Here is a 4,110-nt window from a genome sequence, read left to right as displayed (position 1 = left end):
AGGTGAAACGTAGTGAAACCCAACATAACTGAGAGATGGTGGCGTTGGGTTTCGTACCTCCACCCAACCTACTTAAATTGGGGAAAAAGGCGATCGCCTGATTTTTTCACACTGAGAGATGGTGGCGTTGGGTTTCGTACCTCCACCCAACCTATAATAATTAACAATTAATAATTAATAATTAATAATTTTAGCCATGTAGGTTGGGTGAAACGTAGTGAAACCCAACATAACTGAGAGATGGTGGCGTTGGGTTTCGTAACCTCCACCCAACCTATAATAATTAATAATTGATAATTAATAATTTTAGCCATGTAGGTTGGGTGAAACGTAGTGAAACCCAACATAACTGAGAGATGGTGGCGTTGGGTTTCGTACCTCCACCCAACCTACTTAAATTGGGGAAAAAGGCGATCGCCTGATTTTTTCACACTGAGAGATGGTGGCGTTGGGTTTCGTGACCTCCACCCAACCTACTCAAATTGGGGAAAAAGGCCATACTAAGAGATGGTGGCGTTGGGTTTCGTGACCTCCACCCAACCTACTCAAATTGGGCGATCGCCTGATTTTTTCACACTGAGAGATGGTGGCGTTGGGTTTCGTACCTCCACCCAACCTACTATAATAATTAATAATTAATAATTAATAATTAATAATTTTAGCCATGTAGGTTGGGTGAAACGCAGTGAAACCCAACATCATTTACAGATGCTGGCGTTGGGTTTCGTACCTCCACCCAACCTACTCAAATTGGGCGATCGCCTCATTTTTTGGCACTGAGAGATGCTGGCGTTGGGTTTCGTACCTCCACCCAACCTACTTCCCAAAACTGGCGTTGGGTTTCGTACCTCCACCCAACCTACTCAAATTGGGCGATCGCCTTTCTCATTTTCTCCTACTCATTAAAAGCATCGTGTTGGGTTTTACCTACTGTATAGTTGCTAATCTATCCTCATCGTAGACATGATCAGGTTCATCACCTGTAAATCAATCACATCTATTCTTTCCCCATAATCACCCGCCGCAATACTAATGATATATCGTCCATTAGGATGGATTAGCCGCGCATACCGATAACGCTCAGGATAACTCGTTTGCACTGTATAAATTACCGCATCCTGTCCCGCAATAGTCCCAAAATTAGACTCTAAAATCTGGCTGTAACCGCCTCCAGCCGCATCGCGTAAAATATCACGAACATTACTGATATTGCTAGGACGTGGTTCAATCGTAACTCTCACGTCGGAAACTTGGTGTCCATAGCCTCTCATTCCTTCCCTTCTTGCACATTCCAAAAACTCGACATCAGTAGGGTTACGAACCGCAATAGATAACTGTTGTCTATGTCCCGTCTCACTTCGTAGTTCCGTGTAATAATTAGCCGGAATATCAAAGCGCAAACCATATTCACGGTTAATAATTTGGCGGCGACGTTGGGAGGGTCGTTCTTGGTTATCATTAGAACAGGGTGATGGACGCTGCGACTGCGCCGGAGTCGCTAACAAGACGTAGCTACTCATTAACCAGATTACTGCATAAATGCCTAAATTGAGCTTCATTGTCTCGAATTTTACCAATCATTAAGTTTCCGGGGCTAATCTTCTTTGTCCGTTCGGTGAAACTACGGTGAAACCGATTTTTTCCGTCAGAGATGGTGGTGTTCTGTTTCACAGGGACAAACATACTACAATTGTACTTGGAGAGATGCCCAAAACAAGATTTATCTCTGGGTGAGGCCCCTACGGTAACTCACGGGTTCCCCATAGTTAAGGGTTGAATCCCGGTCAGAAAGCACCACTAGAGGCGCGAAACGGTCATTTTTATCAATAGACACCACAGGGGGAGAAGGGAGGTTCGCGCGGGCAAATAACGAGCCTAGAGCAGGCGCTACCTAGACCTAGCCTGTCCGGCGCTAGGACCGATTCATATACTCTCGCAGTCAGATTCTAGGGGGGTTTTGCGATAAATATGTCACGATCATGGTTAAATTTTCTTAAAAGTTATTCTAGCCGCACACCTATTTTGTGCGCCAAACTAACAACTATCAACGCCTGGGACTGAGTTAACGTTATGCGATCGCCAAACTTAATACATAGAACCAAAATTGTGGCCACCATTGGACCTGCGACCCAAAAACCTGATGTACTCAAGGCGTTGATTGAAGCGGGAGCCACGACTTTGCGCTTGAATTTTTCCCACGGTAGCCATGAAGACCACCAGCGCAGCATTCGTTTGATTCGTCAGGTATCCTTTGAATTGAATAAGCCTGTAGGTATTCTTCAGGATTTACAAGGACCCAAGATTCGCTTAGGAAAATTCGAGCAGGGGTCGATCAGATTGAACCGAGATGATCATTTTATCCTCACCAGCCGTCACCTTCCTGGAACTCATGAGATCTCCTCTGTTACCTACGAACCTCTCGCTGATGAGGTCCCCGATGGCGCGACGATCCTTTTGGATGATGGTAAGGTGGAGATGCTGGTGGAAAAAGTAGACCGAGACAAGGGAGATCTACACTGTCGGGTAGTCGTCGGTGGTGTCCTCTCCAATAGTAAAGGGGTTAATTTTCCGGGGGTCTATCTCTCCATTAAAGCTATGACGGACAAAGACCGGCGCGATTTGATGTTTGGCTTAGATCAGGGGGTCGATTGGGTGGCTCTCAGTTTTGTCCGCAATCCCCAGGATGTCTTGGAAATTAAAGAATTGATTGCTAGTGCGGGTAAGGATGTTCCCGTGATCGCCAAAATAGAAAAACATGAGGCGATCGAACAAATGGAGGAGATTTTAGCTCTGTGTAATGGTGTGATGGTGGCGCGGGGTGATTTGGGGGTGGAGTTACCTGCTGAAGATGTGCCACTTTTGCAAAAACGCTTGATTGTGACGGCTAACCGCATGGGAATTCCGGTGATTACTGCTACTCAGATGCTTGATAGTATGGTGAGCAATCCTCGTCCGACTAGGGCGGAAATTTCTGATGTGGCTAATGCTATTCTTGATGGTACTGATGCGGTGATGCTGTCTAATGAAACGGCTGTGGGTCAGTTTCCGGTGGAAGCGGTGGCGACTATGGCTAGAATTGCTAACAGGATTGAACGAGATGGGATTACTCGTAATGTTCTCAAGGTGGAGGATACGGGGCGATCTATTCCTAATGCGATTAGTCAGGCTGTTAGTCAAATTGCGATTCAGTTAGATGCGGCGGCGATTATGACTTTGACTAAAACTGGCGCTACGGCTCGCAATGTCTCGAAGTTTCGACCCCAAACTCCGATTTTGGCGATTACTCCCCATGTGGAGGTGGCGCGTCAGTTGAGTTTGGTTTGGGGGGTTAAACCGCTTTTGGTTTTGGATTTACCTTCTACGGATCAGACTTTCCAATCGGCGGTTAATGTGGCGCGGGAAAATGATTTTGTCGCTGATGGGGATTTGGTGGTGACTACTGCTGGGACTTTGCAGGGGGTCGCGGGTTCTACGGATTTGGTTAAGGTGGAAGTGGTGACGGCGGTCCTCGGTAAGGGAACTGCTATCGGTCAGGGAACTTTTACTGGTCGCGCTCGTGTGGTTAACCAGCCTTCTCAGGTGGGTGATTTTAACCCTGGAGAAATTTTGGTGGTTTCCCAAACTAATGCGGATTTTGTGGAGGTTATGCGTAAGGCGGCTGGTGTGGTGACGGAAGCTGATAGTTTGACTAGCCATGCGGCGGTTATTGGTTTGCGCCTCGGGGTTCCGGTGATTGTTGGGGTGAAAAATGCTACCCAGGTGATTCGTGATGGGGTGATTCTTACTTTGGATATGCAGCGGGGTGTGGTTTACTCGGGCGCAACTGCCTCGACTCCTGATCCTGTATAATCAGCGTTGACAAGTTTTTGGCTGGCGATCGCTCAATTATATGTTATAATGGGCGACTGTGCCGATGTAGCTCAGTGGTAGAGCACTCGATTCGTAATCGAGCGGTCGCGGGTTCAAATCCCGCCATCGGCTTTTGAAGCAATCTCTTATCCTGACTGCGATTATCGGAATTCACTTAACCCGATAGTCGCACCGCACCGTTACATTCAAAATGCACTCCATTCAGTCTTAGCACACGGGACAATTGGTGCATATCCCTTA

Annotated in this window: 2 protein-coding genes and 1 tRNA gene; 2 read left to right on the top strand and 1 reads right to left on the bottom strand. The window is 46.9% G+C overall.

Going from position 1 to position 4,110, the window contains the following annotated elements:
• Positions 1-941 precede the first annotated feature (941 nt).
• Entirely contained in the window at positions 942-1,559 is a 618-nt protein-coding gene (locus tag P5683_RS23175; protein WP_006621783.1) for a hypothetical protein, read from the bottom strand.
• Between the two features lie 511 nt (positions 1,560-2,070).
• On the opposite strand from P5683_RS23175, the gene pyk reads away from it, so the two are divergent.
• Positions 2,071-3,849 carry a pyruvate kinase gene (gene pyk / locus P5683_RS23170; protein WP_006668003.1) on the top strand — a complete coding sequence of 593 codons (1,779 nt, stop codon included), beginning with the start codon at positions 2,071-2,073 and terminating at the stop codon, positions 3,847-3,849.
• A gap of 60 nt (positions 3,850-3,909) precedes the next feature.
• A tRNA-Thr gene (locus tag P5683_RS23165) sits at positions 3,910-3,981 on the top strand.
• Positions 3,982-4,110: the final 129 nt, after the last annotated feature.

The organism is Limnospira sp. PMC 1279.21 (assembly GCF_032349615.1).
Taxonomy (GTDB): Bacteria; Cyanobacteriota; Cyanobacteriia; order Cyanobacteriales; family Microcoleaceae; genus Limnospira; species Limnospira fusiformis.
The sequence above is the reverse complement of the archived record's forward strand: the minus strand, read 5'-3'. Positions and strand labels throughout refer to the sequence as shown.

Coding starts and splice junctions, on each gene's coding strand:
- pyk (WP_006668003.1), top strand. CDS start 2,071: ATGCGATCGCCAAACTTAATACATAGAACCAAAATTGTGGCCACCATT.
- P5683_RS23175 (WP_006621783.1), bottom strand. CDS start 1,559: ATGAAGCTCAATTTAGGCATTTATGCAGTAATCTGGTTAATGAGTAGC.